At 29.4% G+C, this 19,086-nt stretch carries 15 protein-coding genes; 5 read left to right on the plus strand and 10 right to left on the minus strand.

The window, feature by feature from the left end; translation table 4 throughout:
* Positions 1-46 precede the first annotated feature (46 nt).
* The gene (gene tmk / locus GvMRE_RS12065; RefSeq protein ID WP_147411492.1) at positions 47-694 is read left to right on the plus strand and encodes a dTMP kinase; all 648 of its coding nucleotides are present in this window, start codon (positions 47-49) and stop codon (positions 692-694) included.
* Positions 695-733: 39 nt separating this feature from the next.
* On the opposite strand, the gene GvMRE_RS12070 is transcribed toward tmk, so the two are convergent.
* On the minus strand, positions 734-2,326 hold the full coding sequence (locus GvMRE_RS12070) for a DEAD/DEAH box helicase (RefSeq protein WP_147411493.1): 1,593 nt from the start codon (positions 2,324-2,326) through the stop codon (positions 734-736).
* Between the two features lie 184 nt (positions 2,327-2,510).
* Positions 2,511-3,788 carry a GTPase gene (locus tag GvMRE_RS12075; protein ID WP_147411494.1) on the minus strand — a complete coding sequence of 426 codons (1,278 nt, stop codon included), beginning with the start codon at positions 3,786-3,788 and terminating at the stop codon, positions 2,511-2,513.
* Positions 3,789-3,998: 210 nt separating this feature from the next.
* Here GvMRE_RS12075 and GvMRE_RS12080 point away from each other — a divergent pair, with 210 nt between their 5' ends.
* The 4 genes from GvMRE_RS12080 to GvMRE_RS12095 are packed head-to-tail and all read left to right on the plus strand — an operon-like array spanning position 3,999 to position 9,475.
* Complete coding sequence (locus tag GvMRE_RS12080) at positions 3,999-5,810, plus strand: J domain-containing protein (RefSeq protein WP_172575413.1); 1,812 nt, start codon at positions 3,999-4,001, stop codon at positions 5,808-5,810.
* 53 nt (positions 5,811-5,863) lie between these two features.
* On the plus strand, positions 5,864-7,282 hold the full coding sequence (locus GvMRE_RS12085) for a glycine--tRNA ligase (protein ID WP_147411495.1): 1,419 nt from the start codon (positions 5,864-5,866) through the stop codon (positions 7,280-7,282).
* The gene (locus GvMRE_RS12090) at positions 7,242-8,435 is read left to right on the plus strand and encodes a hypothetical protein (protein WP_216361647.1); all 1,194 of its coding nucleotides are present in this window, start codon (positions 7,242-7,244) and stop codon (positions 8,433-8,435) included. The genes GvMRE_RS12085 and GvMRE_RS12090 overlap by 41 nt, the downstream gene beginning before the upstream one ends.
* 5 nt (positions 8,436-8,440) lie before the next feature.
* The gene (locus tag GvMRE_RS12095; protein ID WP_147411497.1) at positions 8,441-9,475 is read left to right on the plus strand and encodes a recombinase RecA; all 1,035 of its coding nucleotides are present in this window, start codon (positions 8,441-8,443) and stop codon (positions 9,473-9,475) included.
* 667 nt (positions 9,476-10,142) lie between these two features.
* Here the strand turns inward: GvMRE_RS12095 and GvMRE_RS12100 are convergent.
* From GvMRE_RS12100 to GvMRE_RS12130, 8 genes are all read right to left on the minus strand, one after another.
* Positions 10,143-10,454 (minus strand): hypothetical protein, encoded by a 312-nt coding sequence (locus GvMRE_RS12100; protein WP_172575414.1) that lies wholly within the window; start codon positions 10,452-10,454, stop codon positions 10,143-10,145.
* Between the two features lie 254 nt (positions 10,455-10,708).
* The gene (locus GvMRE_RS14440) at positions 10,709-10,834 is read right to left on the minus strand and encodes a hypothetical protein (protein WP_281267981.1); all 126 of its coding nucleotides are present in this window, start codon (positions 10,832-10,834) and stop codon (positions 10,709-10,711) included.
* A 463-nt stretch (positions 10,835-11,297) separates the two neighbouring features.
* Positions 11,298-11,570: a hypothetical protein gene (locus GvMRE_RS12105; protein WP_147411499.1), complete on the minus strand. Its 273-nt coding sequence runs from the start codon at positions 11,568-11,570 to the stop codon at positions 11,298-11,300.
* Between the two features lie 87 nt (positions 11,571-11,657).
* Positions 11,658-14,675, minus strand: a complete 3,018-nt coding sequence (locus GvMRE_RS12110; RefSeq protein ID WP_147411500.1) for a PHP domain-containing protein — start codon at positions 14,673-14,675, stop codon at positions 11,658-11,660.
* 9 nt (positions 14,676-14,684) lie between these two features.
* On the minus strand, positions 14,685-15,752 hold the full coding sequence (gene ychF / locus GvMRE_RS12115) for a redox-regulated ATPase YchF (RefSeq protein WP_147411501.1): 1,068 nt from the start codon (positions 15,750-15,752) through the stop codon (positions 14,685-14,687).
* A 121-nt stretch (positions 15,753-15,873) separates the two neighbouring features.
* Positions 15,874-16,110, minus strand: a complete 237-nt coding sequence (locus tag GvMRE_RS12120; protein WP_147411502.1) for a 50S ribosomal protein L31 — start codon at positions 16,108-16,110, stop codon at positions 15,874-15,876.
* A 14-nt stretch (positions 16,111-16,124) separates the two neighbouring features.
* The gene (locus GvMRE_RS12125) at positions 16,125-16,583 is read right to left on the minus strand and encodes an iron-sulfur cluster assembly scaffold protein (protein WP_147411503.1); all 459 of its coding nucleotides are present in this window, start codon (positions 16,581-16,583) and stop codon (positions 16,125-16,127) included.
* Positions 16,584-16,656: 73 nt separating this feature from the next.
* Positions 16,657-19,071 (minus strand): elongation factor G, encoded by a 2,415-nt coding sequence (locus tag GvMRE_RS12130; RefSeq protein WP_147411504.1) that lies wholly within the window; start codon positions 19,069-19,071, stop codon positions 16,657-16,659.
* Positions 19,072-19,086 lie beyond the last annotated feature (15 nt).

Genomic DNA, 19,086 nt, shown 5'->3' on the forward strand with positions numbered 1-19,086 from the left:
GATATGCCAACGAAACACAATTCTTCTTCACAAAAATTAACCAAATATGCCAAGTAATCAGCACAAATTATTCTCAAAAATAAAACTAATCACTATTGAAGGAATTGACGGTTGTGGTAAATCTACTTTGGCAGATAAATTACACCAGAAAATTGCTAATTCCTTACTAACTCGTGAACCCCGTGGCACTGAATTGGGTCGAATAGTCCATGATTTAACTGATAAACAGATAAATAAAGACAGGCCTTCAACTATTACTAATACTTGAACTTACTGGTTCCTTTATGCGGCCGCTCAAACCGAGCATGTTAATACAGTAATTAAGCCAGCCTGAGAAAAAGGGCAAGTAGTTATTAGTGACAGATACATTGATAGCATGTTTGTCTACCAAGGAAAGTTAGGAATAACTAAAATTAGTGAAGTATTAGAAAAAACTATCCAAACTCCTCTTCCTAACCTTACTTTTGTGTTAGATATTGAAGTAAAAAAAGCCCGTGAGCGGTTAAACAAGCGACAAAATAAAAATACTAATTGAGATAATTTAAGTGAAAATTTTCACCAAAAAATTAAAGAAGGCTACTTAGGATTAAAAAATTATTTTCCTGAAAGAATACATATTATTAATGCTGACAAAAGTGAAGAAGAAATATTTACGGAAGTTTGAAATATAATACTAAAAAAGACAAAAAGTTAAAAACATCATAAAAATATTAAAATCACAAAAGCATTATAACTAAGAAAAGAAGTAGCTTGAATTATCGTCCAGAATTTTGAGTATGTTTTGTTTTTTTTTTATTAATTGAAGTATCTTTTCATCAATTGTTCCTTTGCAAACGAGGTCAATTATTAGACGAACTCGAGGCGCTTTTGAACTGAAGGTAGGCAAAAAACGAGCTTCAGCTTGTTCATTATCACCTAGAGAATAACTACGATCAGCAAAAATAATAGTCTCGGCTCGGCTAAGGTTTAGACCTATTCCGGCACTTTGAATATTACACAGTAAAATATCTAGTTCGCCCTTTTGAAATTTACTAATAAAATTCTCCCTTAATTGATAGTTAATTTTACCAGTTATTATTCCTACTTCTATTCCATTTTCTTCTAGTATTTGAGCTAGAGGTTCTAAAAATGTCTCGCTGCGAGTAGAAAAAACAATTATTTTTTGTTCTTTCTGCTCCTTAAAAAGACTAATTAGATAATTGATTTTACTACCTAAAATTCTAAATCCTAGGGCTGGCGGATAAAGAGTAATAGTTTTTAGTTTAGCTAATACCTCAAGAGGTTGGTATTTTTGCCATTTTTCTTTTCATTGAGAGTAAATATTTTGTTGTTCTTCTTCCATGAATAAATACTCTTTTTGATGAATAATAGGAGGTAATCAAGGTAAAACTTCTTTCTGTTTTCTATTTACCGAGAATTGAGCTATTTGTTTTTGCAATTCTTGTCGCAGCTGATCATTCTTAAAACTTTTTATTTGAAAAAGTTTATATGTTTTTTTTCCTTTTTTGAATTCAGTTTTATGAACGTAAAAATATTGTTCGACAAATTTCCAATAGGAAGAATAAGTTTCGGGTTGCAGAAATTTCAAAATGCCAAAAATATCGGTGTGATGATTAACAATGGGAGTTCCTGTTAGTACTATTTTATAAGGAGAATCACGCAAAATATAAATACTTTTGCTTTGTTGAGATTTATAATTACGGAGATAATGAGCTTCGTCAATGATGACACAATAAAATTTACTATCCTTTCTTAATTCTTTTAGTTTTTTAAAATAAATACTATCAATTTTAAAAGTATCTTTAGAAACAATGATGATTAATTTTTCATCTTGAAAAAGCTTGCGATAAAAATTATGACGTTGATTTTTGCTCAAAAAAGTGATAATAAACGCTGGGTTGGTTAGCCAATTTTCTACTGATTTTTGTCACTGCTGATGTAAAATATTGGGAATAATTATTAACAAATTATTTACAGGTCATTTGCTAAAAATCATTAGAGCAGTAGGAGTTTTTCCTGTACGCATTTCGCTAAAAATCGCTGCAATTTTTAGTTTAGAAAAAAAATCAACGTCTTTTTTTTGATAACCTCTTAAATTAAAAAAAAGGGGAATATTTTCTGACTTATAATTTTCGTTAAACTTCAATAGATCATCTTGTGGAATCAATTTATGTAATTTCTGATAACTAAGAAAATTGTTGAGAAGAGAATAATGTTTCATTTTTTTTTCGTAGCTAGCATTTAAACAAAAAGCTCAAGGATAGGTAGTTTTGAAAATTATTTTTTCATAATTAACTTCCACGATTTTTACTGCTGTGTTTTTCATTACATTAATGATAAATTTTACAAGTTTTTAAAGGATAAAAAGAGAAGAAAAAAAAGTAATGCTAAATCTGAGACAAAAAGAATCAAGCTGGATATTTTTACCTTTTTATAAAGAGATATTACACAAAGTTTAGAACAAGACTTTGCTTTTTCGTAACATTTTTTTTAGCAAGAAAAATACAAAATTAACTACTTTTTTTTAAAATAATTCTAATAGGAAGATATTCTAATTCAAGATTTTTCCGCAAATAATTAATAATATAACGTTGATAAGAAAAATGGCTCCATTGTGGATTATTAACAAAAAAAATAAATTGTTGAACTAATCCTAATTCTTGTTTAGCAAAATAGATTTTTAATTTATTGCCCTTAAAATATTTAGGTGGATTATTAAGCAGCATTTTTTCTATTAGTTCCGCCAGTCCTTTTTTGGAGGCTTTTTTTTGTGATTGCTCTAGCATTTTTGCCAAAGTTTTTATTAGAGAACTAATTCCTTTTCCTTTTAAAGCCGAGAGATAAATTATTGGGGCATAACCTAACGATTTAAGGCGACTTCTCAATTCCTCTTTGAGTATTTTTTTGTCTGCTATTAAATCGTATTTATTAATAATTATGATAAGTGGCTTATTATGCTTTTCTCCTAAATTGATTATTTGGAGAATTTGTTTAGTTAGAGGCAAAGTGGCGTCAATTACTGCTCAAGCTAAATCGCAATTTTTTCATAACTCTCATTTTATTTTTTGTTCCTTAGTAATCCCAGCTGTATCGACCAATTGAAAATTAATTTGTTGTCAATTTCAATTGCTAATTACTGGTTCCTGGGTAGTACCAGCAATCGGAGTAACTAAAGAACGATTTTCTTTTAGCAAATAATTCATGAGGGTAGATTTGCCTGAATTAGGTGGACCAAAAATAAGTAATCTTAACTGATTTTCTTTTTGATTGGTGTTTTCAACCACAGAGTGAGGTAAAATTTCAGTTATTTGTTGGCTTAATTGGTCCAAATTGATTTCCTTTCCAGCCGAAATAGTTAAAAAATATTGCGGTCAGAGAGATTGATAAGCATAAAAATCTTTTTCATCCGTTAAATCTATCTTATTAAATATTAAAATTTGTGGAGCTGAAAACTTTTTTAAGTATTTTTTGGTTAAAATTTCTTCTTCGTTTATTTTGTCAATTACTCAGCAAATTAAGTCGCTAGTTTTTAATAAATTTTCTGTTTGTGTTTTAATCCCTTTTTCTATTTCAGTTTTAGGAGAAAGAACAAAAGCTGGCGTATCTACTAATTTGTAAACATTGCCTTCTATTTTTATCATTGCTTCAGAATAATTAATTATCGGGCGGATTATTTTTTCTCTTTTTTTACAAAAAGAGAAAAACTTTATCATTTTTTGAAACAGGATAGCTTTGTCTATTTCATTAGTTCCTATTATAACAATCATAGGTACAATGTTACGCCGCATACTTATATTTTTTTAGAGTTAAATGCAAGGAAGAAAAAAATATTTCTAAATAAAACTTTATTAATAAACTAACTGAACAAACAAGTTAAAAACTACGAAGTATCTTGATATCTAGAAAAAAAAGCTTATCGGTTATACCATAAATTGTTAAAAACAAGAAAAATTCTAAATCAAATACACATCTTTATTGAAATATAATACAACACAACTATGAAATCAGTGTCAAATTTTAAATACTATAAGATCCTCGGAATTTCTTCTACTGCTAACTTAGAAGATATTAAAAGGGCCTATCGAAAATTGTCTTTGATATATCACCCAGATAAACAGGCTGGAAATAGCAATGAACAAAAAATTGAAGCTGAAAAAAAAATGCAAGAAATTAATGAAGCGTATGAAGTTTTATCAGATTCTAAAAAACCAGACAAAGAAGATTTAAGTAGTAGCCAAAGCTCTTGAAACGCTAAACGATACAAATGTAATAATGAAAAAAATGGTTGCAAAAGAGATTGTTTTATATCAAGTCTTTACAAATTAAAAAATATAGTTTATGATAACTATTGACAAGAAGACAGGAAAAAATGATGAAAAAAAAGTAGTATTTTTTTATTTTGTTCTTCAAGTTGCTTGAAAGAATTCAAAAAAAAATCTCTTTTTTGTTGTAAAAAATGCTGCAATACCTTTCTAAAAGAATTAAAAAATGGCTCAGGGTATTGTCCACCATGCTTTGAAATCAAAAATAACTCTTGCGAATCTAGATTTCCTAAAAATAGTGATATAAAAAAAAAATTAGTCCCTAATCCAGAAGGTAAAACTTGTCCTGGATGTGATGCTAAAAAAGCGGTTGGGTGAAAAAAAGGAAATAGAGATAAATATTTTTGCCAATCCTGTTGAAATACTCTATTCGAAGGAGAAAAATATGTCAAAAAAATAAAAGAGTTAGACAAACTTACAGAGGAAGAAAAAAAGTTTTTTATTAAAGAAATTTATAGTAATCAAGATAGCAAATTCGAAGGGATATGAAAAAAAGCTAAAGAGAAGGATAAAAAAAAAAATCAACGTGAAACAAGTGAAATTATAAAAAATTCTGTTATTGAAATTGAGAAATTATTGAGTAAACATAGGTTAGAAAATTGCTATGAAAAGATCTTAGGAAATGAATGAAAAGAAAAGTTTACGAACTTAAAAGGAGAACTTGAAGTAAAAAAATTAAAAAAATTAATGATTAAGCAAATATCTGATTTAGTTAAAGATATAAAAGACTCTATCGATTTAGTTGAACATCGTTTAAAATACTTAAAAGTTAAAGAGAAGGATATTCTTAAAGCTTCTTGAAGGAATAATTTTAGAAATAAGAATAGTAGAGAATTAGCTAATGAAAGAAAAAAAGTACTAGCAATAATTAATAAAGTCATGGCTGAGAGAAATAACGATAATAGAAAAGAAAATATTGCTAAACATAGAAAAATTTGTTTGGAAAAAATTACTAGTAAATTAAAAGAGGGACAAAGAAAAGTAGTTTTAGAAGAAAAATGTCTTCGGAATAACTTTCTTTGTCCCTACAAAAATTTAAAAGAGAAATTAGACAGTTGTAAAGAACTACAAGTTCTTTACGATTTAAATAATAAAATCTGTGATTTTATTATACAAAAAAAACAAAAAAAAATAAATAAGATTATTCAGAAAAGTATTGTAGAAATTGACAAACTTATTACGAAAAATATAAACGTTAAGATAGACTTTGAAAAATTAGGAGATTATAGAAGCATTTTTTCTAATTCTAACGATTTAGACTTTGTTGAAACTGAAAAGAGTAGAATAATAAAATCAATCCAAGATCAAATAATTTATAATAGCAAAAGGAGGAACAATTCTGAAAGCTCAGAATTTTTAGCAATGATTATAAAACATTCATTTATTCTCATAACGTTATCAGTTTTGCTAATTTTGCTAATAAAGCTTGTTTCTCTCTATCAAAAAACAAAACTAAATTCTAAGAAGAGGAAGAGAAAATATTCATAGAAAGTTAGCATATAAACACTATTTTATAAAATAAAATAATCAGCTCTAGTAAAATGATTAAAAAAGACATAACTAGTTACTTAAAAAACTGCGGTTTCATTATTCCTAATGCGGAAATTTATGGTCGTTTAGCTAATTTTTGAGATCTAGGTTCACATGGAGCAGAATTAAAGAGAAATCTGAAAAATCTCTGATGAAAATATTTTATCACCACTAACCCTTATAATATAGGAAGTGATAGTTGTATAATCACTCATCCTTTGGTTCTTAAAGCTTCAGGTCACTTGAAAAATTTTCACGATTGGTTAGTAGAGTGTCATTCATGTCGCAAAAGGCACCGATTAGACAATTTAATCAGTGCTGAGGAATTTACGGCTTTTTTGGAAAAAGAAAACAAAAGTAATTATATAGTAAAAGTCAATTGTTCTAAATGTGGTAAGAATGATTTTCATTCTCCACGACTATTTAATTTGCTTTTAACTACTAACTTAGAAATTGCAGATGGGAAAGAAAATACTGTCTACTTAAGACCGGAAACCTGTCAAGGAATATTTACTAACTTTTTAGCTCTGCAAAAAAGCACTCACCGGCAGCTGCCTTTTGGTGTCGGTCAAATTGGTAAAAGCTTTCGCAATGAGATAACTCTCCATCACGGAATTTTTCGTACTCGTGAATTTGAGCAAATGGAATTAGAGTTTTTTTGTACTTCCGATGAAAGCGAAAGGTGGTGAAATTATTGAAATGAAAAGGCCTGGAATTTTCTTCAAAAAGTTATTATTAATGATCAGCAAAGAATCAAAAAGATAAATTTACAAGCCAGTGAATTGCCTCACTATGCTAAAAAAACTTTAGATATTTACTTCAATTATCATTTTGGTTGGGGTGAATTATGCAGTGTTAGTGATCGGGGAAATTACGATTTATCACAACATAATAAATGTTCCCAAAAAAACCTGAGTGTTAACAAAATTATTCCAGAGATAATTGAAGTGTCTTTTGGAATAGAAAGGATAATTTTAGCTATATTAGAAGACAGTTATCATGAAGAAATAACAAAAAAAACACAGGAAAAAGATAAAGAAAGAATATTCTTAAAATTGCATCCGTTGCTAGCACCTTATTTTGTATCTATAATTCCTTTATCTGCTAGTAAATTAAAGGGCGAAAAAAAACTAGAAAAAAAAGCTTATCGGTTATACCATAAATTGTTAAAAACAAGTATTTTTTCTTTATCCTATGAAAAAACTAATAGTGTTGGTAAAAGTTATCGTCGTCAAGACGCAATTGGTACTTATTATTGCTTGGTAGTTGATTTTTTAACTATTAATAAAAAGTCTCAACACTATAATACTGTTACTGTTCGTTGTCGTGATACCATGAAACAAAAAAAAAGAAGAATAAAGTTTGATGAAATATCAAAATATTTAAATAATGAATATGAGAAAATTCTCCAAAAATTTACAAAAAAGTAGAAGCTCGACTATTTGACCTTTAATGTCTTCAATAATTATCCTTTTGGTTTTATCACTAGTTTTTTTCTCTTATAGTAAATCTAATAATAACGAATTAGAACCTTCTACAAAAAAAATCAACAAAACGAAAAAGAAAATGATGCTTCTTTATAATAATGATGATCATCAAATACTTGCTCATTGTTCCGAAAGAAGAAGAAAAATATGAAGAAAATTAAGTAATCCTAGTATTTACTGTCTTACACAAAGTAGAACTGATGAATTAAAGCAAGAAATACTTAAAACAGATAAAAATGCTTGCCCATTTTATCGAATAGAAAAACTCAAAAAAATAGAGGATTCTATAATGAAACCAAAACTAATTAGGGAACGATTTTATGAAGTTCAAAAAAATTGACTTAGATATAAACTTTTTTACGAAATTAAGGAATTATGAACTGATATTGATAAATTAATGAAAACTTTTTATCACCGATCTATTAAAGAAATTAGAAAACAAGGAGAAGTTAAAAGTGACTGAGAAGAATCAATTGATCCTAAAATTTTTAAGGGAAAGATTATTAGTTCAACTAAAGCCTCTGAGTACTTAAAATACTTTCAAAGCAATTTTCAGCAGTTAAGAGAGTTTCAAGTCAAATTTAAAGGGTTTAAAGGATTTATTGTTGATAAAAAAGAAAAAAAAACGGTAAAACAAGGCGCAACTTTTACTAGCGATAAAAAAAAACTAGTCTATGAAGGACTAGTTTTTTATGATAAAGACGAAAACAATATCTTAAAAGAAGTATCCTATTATGATAGTGACAAAACTTCGTTATGTTATTACAAGGAACGCACTATCGAAATAAAACTAAGAAAAGAATTGCTTTTTAATCGCAAAGGATATCAAGAATGAATCACTAATGTTCAAAATGAAGAAAAAACTATTAGATGAAATAGTTCTGATATTAGTTGAGATAAAGGAATTTTAGAAACTATAGCTCATGAGTTAGCTCACGCTTTAATTGATAGCATACTGATTAATTATAATAATTATGAAAAAACGGATGGAGAACATCACGGACCTTTGCACAAAAAGTATACTTTTATGATAAGTGAGATGATTATGAAATCTGCTGAAGGCCGTAAATTTAAAAAAATATGAAATAAAAACTAAACATAATGACAGCCAAAAAAGAAACTAAAAACGAAAAAGATTTTTCTCTTTCCCAAGAAATAAAAAATATTATTGAAGAAATTACTAAGGAATACGGTGAAGGGATTATCACTACTTTGGGAAAAAGTAAATTTAAAGATCAACCTACTTTATCCACCGGAAGTATTATTTTAGACCGAGAAATTGGCGGAGGTTATCCTTTTGGAAAAATTGTCGAAATCTATGGAGAAAATGCCAGCGGCAAAACTACTTTGGCACTTCATGCAGTTAGAGAATGCCAAAAATTAGGTAAGCAAACAGTTTGATTTGATATAGAAAATGCATTAAATGTCAAGCACGCCCAAAATATTGGAGTAGATATTGATAAATTGTTTGTCCTTCATCCTGAATATGGCGAACAAGCCTTTAAATTATTAATTCATTTTATTAATAAAGGAGCGGGTATAATTGTTATTGATTCATTAGCACCTTTAATACCTATTGAATTATTAGGGGATTTTGACAAACAAGTCATCGGTGCTTATGCTCGAATGATTAATAATGGTTTAAGACAAATTAACCATGAAATGACAAATCGAGAAACAGTTATAATTTTTATTAACCAACTTCGGAACAAAATATCAACTGGTTTTTTTATGGGTAATCCGAAAACTACTACTGGTGGAGTAGCCTTGACATATTATGCTAGTTTACGAATAGAGTTGAAGAACAAAAAGGAGAAAATTGAAAAAGAGGGGGAATATATTGGAATGAAATTTTGGGCTCAAATTATAAAAAATCGGTCAATTACTTCTTTTCTTTCTTCCAAAGAAAATAAAGAAAAACTGATTGAAGTAATGTTTAAGGGCGGCATTCAAAAAGAACGAGAAATAATTGATTTAGCGACTGAAATAAATATAATCCAAAAAAGTGGCAATTGATATTCTTATGAAGAAAAAAAATTAGGCAATGGCAAGGAAAATGCAGTTGACTATTTGCTCGAAAATCCGGAATTATATCAAGAAATCTTAAAAAATGTTATAGAAAAGTCAAATAAATAGCAAAATGTATGAACTTTACTTGAAAAATACAGACTCCGGACGAGGGTCGTTGAGCCAATTATCGCTGACATATAACCAAACAAAGCTAAGAATTAGGATTAAAAAATAGCAATTGAAAAAAGAAAGTTTTTCGCAAAGGCTGACAGAGCAAAACATTAGAAGCAGACAGCATTGACAATGCTAAAAAATGCTTACAAGACTTACAAAATGGCACCATTGCCGCTTTTGGAGGAAAATTTCGCGGTGCTGCTTATGAAAAATGCTGAACGAATACTTAAGCAAGCCAAAAAGAGTTTAAAAGAAGCAATTAAGAGGCATAAAAAAGGAGAAAGCATAAATATTAACGAGGCTTCTACCATGCTTTAATTAAAGATCTTATTTTATTTGCATAAATATACGTAGAACTCTCAAGTTCTCTTAATTAGATAAGTTTTTAAGAGTATAAATTATACACGAGGTGAGAATAAAAAAAAGGAAGAAAAAACATGATACGCGGTAAGATGCAATGATAATCATTATCTAATGTTTAAAAGTTATGTATAATCGAATCAGAATAAAAAACCTGCAAATAAAAAAATCAGCTCTCAGATTCATAAATTATGAACGAAACTAGCAATTTTTTAAATAAAAATAAAACAAAATTGTTAACATTAATCTTGCACTTAAATTATGTCAAGCAAAGCCATTGAGAAAGATTTTTTTGACTAACCGAAAGTCCTTTAAGTAACTCGATAGTTGTCAAAACTATTAATTTTGCAACTTCTTGCAAATCAATGTTGTTTGGTTTATCTGCTAATGTTGTTAACTCCTTTCTAGCTTCTGAAATTAATTGCGGCATAAGGAGATCTTTGATAAATTCTGAAGTAAGATTACAAATAGTGGGCAAAATTTTATCACCAAATAACCTAGCTAATCTTTGAATTGGATTCTTATCCTCAACAAATTGTCCGTTATAGATATTATGCCTTTCAATAAACATTATTATTTCACCACTAGACGATATCGTTGTGTTTAATAAATGATTTTGAGAATCGTTATTAGCCGGTATAGTGCAAGTATGAACAAACAAATGAAGTTTTTCATGTTCTAATCTGCTTGTTTTTTTTATATAAGTAGTAATAGCAAAAACAAAAAACTCTTCACATTTGAAAGCTACAACAATTTCCTGTTTATAAAATAAATAAGTTTTAAATTATTAAAACAAATAATAAAAAAAAGAATTGATTGTTTGAATTATCATGCCTTCATTAGTAGTATTTGGCTATTATGTTCGCTTATCCTTGATTGTTCGTAAGCGGAATCAGTTCGTTTGTTTGCTTCTTCTCTAATATTTCGCATTTGCCGATTATTAAAATTCATAGCGACAAATAAATTATTTGGTAATAAAAATTTATTTGATTCGTAAGGAAGAAGGAAGGAAAATAGCAAACGCAGAAACGCACACGCACTAAGCTGATGATTCAAAAAAAGTTAGAAAAGAAATTGGAAAATTTGTTTCTTTGCAAAGTAAGAAGTAGAACCCTCGTTTATCCTTTGATCATCTAAGTTGATTGATTTTAATTGCCTTTTTTGAACAACAAGCAGCACCAAAAAGTCACTATTATTGTTTAAATTTCAAAATATTAACGCCCATTGAAATCTAAAAATATTCATTATTATTATAAGAAACAATGATTAGATAAAGTAGTTCCACTTAGAACAGATACGTGAAGATACGCCTTTTACAGCCCAAAGCCTTTATTTGATCTCTTATTAAAGAAATCTATTATAGATATTGAAAAATATTTATTCTTTTTAAAATTCGTTTTAGTTAATGTTATATTTAAATTAAAATTCCTTCAGAATGATCATGATGCAAAATACGAGTCACTTTATTACCAAGGTCATTTTTATAGTATTCAAACTCTATTTCTTTGATAACTTGATAATGTTGTGTTAAATCTTCTCAATCATTTTTTAATAGATTTTGAAAGCAAAAATAGGCTGCTCTATCAGCATTCTGATCAATAATCATATAATATTCTTCTCCCTTAACGCTATCTTTTTTTTTAATAGAAACGTTGGTTAATACAATAGTTTTTTTGATATCGTTCATATATAATATATTTTTGCTAAAATGGTTTGCGTCTCAGGATCTCACGTTATTCTTGTTTTCTTCTTTCTTTTCATTTTTTAGTTCGTTTTACACGTTGCTTATTTTTTCGCAAGCTAAAAAATAAATTTTTCCTTCTTTTACTTTTATGCTTAGATCAAATAGTAATTCGCTGTGGATTAACAAAATTTTTTTATTTAATTGGTAAATGCTTTTGTTTATATTTAATTTGAAAGAAGTTTTTACATCTTGCAGCAAAAGCTCATGATTATTTTCATCTTTTTTCTTTATTTGGTAAATAATAGCATAGACTTTTATTAGAGTTTTTCTATTATTATACTTTTCAATTTTTTGAAAAATCTCTAACAGAGAATGTAGTTCATCGTTCGTTTTTTGGAAAAGTTCTTTCCAACGCGAAAAGTAACTAACGTATAAGCCTAAATTTTCGTATTCTCTTTTGTTAATTATTGTTGTATTCTCTTCAATTTTTTTAACTGGTAAATGTAAAAAAGGTAAGTCTTTATTGGTATTAGAAAGCTTCTTTTTTATTTGTAAGTAGCGAAGGATAGATTCCTTATTTTCTAACAGGGTATCAATATCTATCTGCAAGCTCGTAAATAATCCACTTTTTACTCACGCTTCTAAAATGTTATTTTCTATGTTTTCTCAATAATGAAACGTTCTATCTAGAAAATTTTCCCAGTTTTTGTAAATTCCATGTTCTTTTCTTTCGATAATTATTTTTTCAAAAAAATCTGTCCTGCATTCTTTTGAATTATTTAAACCCATGATCAGCTCTTTGTTATTACTTTTAACTCAATTTATTTCTGAATGATTGATATCCGGCCCTTTTATTCGAAATCCATAAAAAAAGGCTTCCTGTAAGCGCGGTAGATTATCTCCCCTTTTCTCATTTAGCAGATGAACAATAATTTCTGGAAAGAAATTTGCTTTCAAGTAGGAAATATAATAAGTTAAGTAACCGTAAGCAACTGCGTGAGCTTTGTTAAAAGTATAGCCAATGGCTGAGATTATTTGATTGTAAAGCAGATTACTTTCGAAGGAAGGCATTTTTTTTTCCGCTTTGGTCAGAAAGTCCTTTCCTAATCCTTTTTCTGCTAATCCTCGCCTTTTAATTTCGGCTTCGGCAAAAGAGCATTCATAAACAAAGACAAAAATTTGACTTATTTGCTCTTCAAAAATGATAAATCCGTACGTTTCGTTTAATATTTCTCTAATTATTGGGGAAGAAAAATTAAGTTTTTTCTTAGTATTCCTTGCTTGAGATATTTCTTGTGCTCTTGCTCTTGCTCCAGGACGGTTTAGGCCCAAAAAAATAATTAAGTCGGAAAAATTTTGCGGACGGAATTTTATAAGTAATTCGCGAGCGGAAGGAGTATCTAGTTGAAAAATATCAGCCAGAAGAAAATTACTAAATAGTTCTCATGTTTTTTCATCTTCAAAATTTATATCTTGATAACTAGGTAGATTAAGTTTTAGAAACTCTTTAACTTCACGAATAAAACTAAAGTTAACAAAACTAAAGGTCTCTTTTAGACTCAAAAAGTCATATTTTTTTAACCCTAAATAATTGAGTTTTTCAGCTTCAAAAAGTGCTAATATATAGTTTTTATCATGTTTCAAGGGAACCAAACCTGTCAAGGAATTTTCAGTAATAATAACCCCTGCAGGATGGATGCTGTTATTATAATATAGGTTGTTAATTTTTTCAACTAGGGCAAAAAAAATTGGATAACTAAGTTGCCATTTTTGTAACTTTAAATTACCAAAATCAGGATTTTTCCCCGTTATTGAGATAATTTCTCCTAGTACTAATTCTCCTATTCCACAAATTTTTCCAGCTTCTTTTAAAGAGTTTTTCCAGCCAATTTTTTCTTTAGTAACAATGCGAGCTACCTGATTTTTTGGATATTTCTGCTGCAAGTAGTTGAATATTTCCGTTTGGTCTTCGACATCTAGATCAATATCAGGAAGGCTTTTTCTTTCCTCATTTAAAAATCTTTCAAAAAACAGCTTGTGTTGTAAAGGATCAACACTAGTTATTTCTAACAAATAAACAACCAAAGAAGAAACAGCACTCCCTCTTCCAGGCCCCACCATTATGTTTTTTGTTTTCAAATAATTTACTACATCACTAAATACTAAAAGATAGTCTGAATAATCAAGTTTTTCGATGACAATTAATTCTTCTTCGAGGATTTTTTGATAATTTCCTTCTTTTTGTTTTTTTAGAGATATTAATTTTTGCCAGCATTTGCTTTTTAACAACAAAAGGGAATTTTCTTTTTTAGTCTCGCTTAATTTTTCCCTGCGAAAGGAAGGATTAAGCTTGATTCTAATAAGAAAAGCCTGTCATTGGACGAGTAACAGTTGATAAAAAGCTTTGTCATCAGTGCAATGAGAAAAGTAATCATCAGTGTTGAGATAATGAAGAAAAGTGTTATAAGTATCAGAAGGAAAAAAATAGCGATTAAAATTGGTCTTTCTTCATAAACTCAATAATCCAATTTCTTGGAAAGTTAAACATTTTATCGAAAAGAAAGGAAGCAGAAGAGGAATAACCTTGGGAGGAATAGATTGAGAGGGAGCAAGGAGAAAAAAATTAAATCCAATAAAAAGGTTGTTGTAATTGATTTCTTTTTGAGAAAGACGAGTTAAGATTCATTCGGCAGCAAAATGTTTTATTTCTTCTATCTTTCGTGCTTCCAAGACAACTAGGCAATTTTTACTCAAATTAGAGAGAATGTAATTTAGAGAAAAGGTTCGGTCATTAGGGGAGTCTGGAGAAAATAGTTTTTGGAGGACTTCCTTGTATCCCTTATTGTTCTGAGGATAAATAGTTGCGGAATATTTTTCCTCTTCTGGTTTTTCTTGAAAAAAAATTTTTATGCCCCAAATTGGCTTAATTTTCTTGGCTTTGCAAAAGCTAAAAAACTCGATAATTTCATAGGGATGATAATCAGCAATAGCCAAATAACTTAACTGCTTTTCACTAGCTCAGTTTGCTAATTCAGAAACTTTAAGAAAGGAAAAACTAAGGTTAGAATTTGTTTGGGTATTCAAATGAGGAAGAAAAAATCTTTTCATAAATTGGTTTTATTTTTTTTTTCTAAAAAGAAAGTGACAGATATCCCCGTCCTCAATAATATAATCTGCTTTTTTTGTCAGCCCTTTTCAATTTTTCTGACCAGGAAATTGTAGTCAATCATTATATTTATGCACTTCTACTCAAATAAAACCTTTTTGAATATCAGAATGAATTAACCCTGCACATTCACGAGCGTTCATTGCTTTTTTGGTTAATCAGCTTTTAGTTTCATCCTCACCAACTGTAAAAAAAGTTTTTAAGTTTAATAATTGCTTAATTTTTCCAGTTAAAACTGAAAAATCAACACTTTGTCAACCTAATTCTTGCTTTTCCTCATTAGATAATTTTTCCATTTCTTCTTCCATTTCTTTTTCTAACTTTATCGCTAAGGGAAATAAAGTTAATTGTTTTTGTTGAGCATAGTCCTTTAATTTTGCGATTTCTGTTTCGTTTCCACCATGATTAGCCAGCAAAAGAACGGGCTTATTAGTCAGAAAATTATAGCCTTTTATTATTTGTTTTTCTTCTTCCGATAAACCTAATTGACTAACTGGTATTTCTTGCTCTAAATTTTTTTTAATTAATTCGCAAATTTCTTTTTCTTTTTGAGTTTTTTCGTTTTTTACTTTTGATTTTCCTAACTTTCTCTCCGCTTGTTGTAAATCAGCCGAAATTAATTCCAACTGAATTATTTCTAAGTCCCGAATAGGATTGACCGATTTTTCCACATGTATTATTTCTTGGTCCGGAAAGCAGCGGAGAACATGCCAAATCATATCCACTTCCCTAATATGAGATAAAAATTCATTACCTAGTCCTAAACCTTGCGAAGCTCCTTTCACTAAACCAGCAATATCAACAATTTCAACCGTACTGTGAGTAATTTTTTCACTCTGCCAATATTTGCCTAATTTTTCTAAGCGAAAATCAGGAATAAGCACCACACCATGATTAGGATCAATAGTAGCAAAAGGGTAATTAGCAATCTTAGTTCCTTCTTTTTTTCGGGTTAAAAAATGAAACAAACTACTTTTTCCAACATTGGGTAAACCAACTAAGCCAATTTTGATAGTCATTATTTTTTTTTAGAAAACTTACTATATTAGGACAAATCATTTTTCTAAATAAATAATCATTTTGATTGTAGAGAAAATTAGGGGTTTTATGAGTAATTTTCTTGCGAACTTTTCTACTAATTTAGGTAATTTTATTTTTCATTTTAACTTTTTGGGATCTTTGATGAAACTTCTCCACCATTCCTGTTTTTACTTCACTAGCCAAAGAACCGGTGTAAAAGATATTACAATTGCTACAATTATTAATGAGATTGTCTCGAACATAAGTGGAGGTAGTTTGATATTTTTTATCGCAAGAAATACAATGATAAATAGTTTCGTAAAGAGGCAAATATTTTTTTTCGTTTTTTTCTTTCATGATAGTTTGTTTTACTATAAATTTAGATTTAATATTTTTCTAATTCCTCTTATTATCATCTTAATACATTCTACACGATGAGGAAACTTGTAAATATCATTAAATACTTGCAATTCAGGGCAGTTTTCTAGATCATATTCTTTTCTTTCTATCATAGCTTCACAATTATCCAAAGTTTTTTGAGCAAAATTTAATCTTTTTCCTTCTAAGCAAGAGAAAAAAATGTTAGTAACAGCAACAGTGATTAGACAGGATCGTTGGCCTGAGAATAATAACTTGATCAAGAAATTATCCTTTTTTTTTATCAATAGATAAATGGTATCCCCACAACTTGCATCCAAACCACGAAAAGTTACAAAAGAAACTTGTCAATCAATACTTTTTTCTTTCAACTCTTCTAATTCTACTTGTTTGCTGGGATTATTGTAATTATCTAAAATTATTTTTCTTTTTTCTTCGGGCGAATAAAGCATATTTGTACATTTATTTTTTTCATTTTAACTCGCAAACGAAGTAAAAAAACCTTGTCACTTTTTAGATGAATGCTTAGCAATATTTTGCTTTTTGTTCTTTTAACATTTCTTCTTGTGAGTTCTTAGGAACTTCTTGATAATGAGATGGAGTTATAGAATGGCTGCCTCTACCTTTTGTTAACTGACGTAAAATAGTGGAATAATTAAGTAATTCATTTAAAGGAGATTCTCCCCGAATGTGAATATTATTTTCTTTTTCTTCCGTATTTTCAATTATCGTTCTCCTTGAACCAAGACTAGCTAAAACATCTCCCATGTACTCTTTGGGTACTACTACCTCTATTTGCATAATTGGTTCTAATAAAACTAAGTTAATTTTTTTATCGCTAGTGTTAGATTTGTTAACGTTTTCCTGAAAAGCGTCTCGGCTGGCTGTTTCAAAAGCCAAATCAGAAGAATCAACTGGGTGGTAAGCACCATCAATTAGAGTAACTTCTATATCTACTACCGGATAGCCAAGTAAAGGTCCCTCAGAAAAAGCCGATAGTAAACCCTTCTCGATTGCTGGAACGTAGCAATTTCCTTTTCCTACTTTTTCCCCCCGCAAAGCATTTACAAATTTAAACCCTTCTCCGGGATTAGGCTTAAATTCAAGTTTGATCTCGGCTCTTTGACCAGCTCCTCCAGTTTGCTTTTTATGAAGATGAGAAATTACAATTTTCTTATATCTTTTATTACCTTTTTCGTCTTTCTCAAATTCTTCTTTCATGGTTTCCCGATAAGATACTTTTGGTTGCTTGCTTTCCACATCTAATTTATATTCTCTTCTTAACCTTTCTATTAAAACTTCTAAATGAAGTTCTCCCATTCCTGCAATAATTATTTGTCTAGTTTCTCTATCGGTTCAGTATTTAAAACTAGGGTCTTGGATTTTTAATTTATCTAAGGCTTCAAATAATTTGTCTTTGTCCTTGTCGGTTTTAGGTTCAATGGCTTGGGAAATTACTGGTTCGACAAAATCGATTGTTTCTAACAATAGAGGTTTTTTTTCTTCTCCCCAAGTATCTCCCGTAATAGTATGTTCTAATCCGACCGCCGCGGCAATATCACCCGCTCCTACTTCTTCAATTTTTTCTTTTTCGTTGGCGTGTATTCGAACCAATCGGTCTCGACCAATTTTTTCTATTTTGTCTCGACTAACATTATAGATATAGGAGTTTGTAGATACTTTACCCGCGTAAACCCGAAAAAAGGTCAATTTACTCTTATATTTATTATCAACGGTGATTTTGAAAGCGAGTGCTAAGCAAGATAAAGGACTTTGGCAATTAATTTTAGTTTGAGCTGACTCTGCTTGTTTCAATTGTTTCTTTAACTCAATTACCTCTTCTTCCATTTCAAATTTAACTACTTCAAAAGCTTTATCAGTTTTGTTTTCAATTTTTTGAATAGGTATTTTTGGATTGGATAATGTTAAAGCTAAGTTGTCTATTGATTTTTCTAGTTCAGCAATTTTGGTTTTAATTTCTTCAATAACAACATTTTCTTTTGTTTCATTTCTTTTCGAGAGGGTAAAGACTGGTATTTCGGCAATATCTAACGGCGAAGGTAAATAGTCTACTACTCCGTCTAAAAGTAATTTTATCCCAACGTGCTTATAAGCTGAACCGCAAAATACTGGGAAATATCGACCAGTTAAAGTGGCTTGACGTATTAATTTTTTGATTTCTTCTTCTGATAATTTATCGCCTTTTCAATATTTTTTGAGAACTAAACTTTCTTCTTGGTTTTCCTCAATCGTTTTTTCCATTTCCACCTCAATTATTTTTTCGACTAATTCTCGGCGACTTTTTTGGGCTTGTTCTAACAAATTAGACGGAATTTCTTTAACTTGATAATTTTCTTTCTTATCTCCCATTTGAAAATAGCAAGCTTTTTCTTTTATTATGTCAACAATTCCTTCTAATTCTTTACCTGCTCCAATAGGAAATTGTACCACTAAGCATTTGGCGTTAAGTTTCTTTACAACACTTTCCAAACATTTATCAAATTTATCTATATTGTCAACACCATCCATTTTGTTAATAAAAATCAGACGGGGTATTTTATATTTATTGGCTTGTCTTCAAACCGTTTCAGTTTGGGACTCGACTCCTTCTTTTCCATCTAGGACCACTATTCCACCATCTAAAACTCGTAAAGATCTTTCTACTTCAGCTGTGAAATCGACATGGCCAGGCGTGTCAATAATATTGATTTGGTTTTCCTTTCAGTACACAGTAGTAGCTGCCGATTGAATAGTAATTCCTCGCTCCTGCTCTTGATCCATGAAATCCATTTTAGCCTCTCCTTCATGAACCTCCCCTACGTCGCGGATTTTACCAGCTTGGTAAAGTATACGCTCTGTGGTAGTTGTTTTACCGGCATCAATATGAGCCATAATACCAACATTACGGATATAAGATATTTTTCTCTCGTTTTCAGGCATGCATTAGTATATATT

It is taken from the genome of endosymbiont GvMRE of Glomus versiforme (genome assembly GCF_003546845.1).